This is a genomic window from Neisseria sp. P0009.S007, assembly GCF_051962515.1.
Genome location: NZ_JBQCVF010000828.1, coordinates 1 through 561 on the forward strand (window position 1 = coordinate 1; position 561 = coordinate 561).

1 protein-coding gene is annotated in these 561 nt (G+C 47.8%); it reads left to right on the top strand.

Translation table 11 applies throughout. The features are described 5' to 3' along the window. Nucleotides 1–435: AI-2E family transporter (locus ACTHS3_RS16630; protein ID WP_440368591.1), on the top strand; the 435-nt coding region annotated here is incomplete at its 5' end. Nucleotides 436–561 lie beyond the last annotated feature (126 nt).

Genomic DNA, 561 nt, shown 5'->3' on the forward strand with positions numbered 1-561 from the left:
GGCCAGCTGATGGTTATGATGATTATGGGCTTGGTCTATGGCTTGGGCTTGATGCTGGTCGGTTTGGATTCCGGCTTTGCCATCGGTATGATTGCCGGTATTTTGGTATTTATTCCGTATTTGGGCGCATTTACCGGCCTTTTGCTGGCGACAATCGCCGCGCTTTTGCAATATGGCTCATGGCAGGGTTTGTTGATGGTCTGGGCTGTATTCGGTGTCGGCCAATTCTTGGAAAGCTTTTTCATTACGCCTAAAATCGTCGGCGACCGCATTGGTTTGTCGCCTTTCTGGGTGATTTTCTCATTGATGGCTTTCGGACAACTGATGGGTTTTGTCGGTATGCTTGCCGGGCTGCCGCTTGCCGCCGTCACGTTGGTTTTATTACGTGAAGGTGCATCTGCCTATTTCGGCAGCCATTTCTACAAACATAAATAAATCGATAATATTAAGGCCGTCTGAAATCCAAGTTTCAGACGGCCATTGATAACAAAGGAAGTCTATATGTTAGCCATTATCGGCGGCAGCGGTTTGACCAAACTGCCGGAACTCGAAATTACTGAA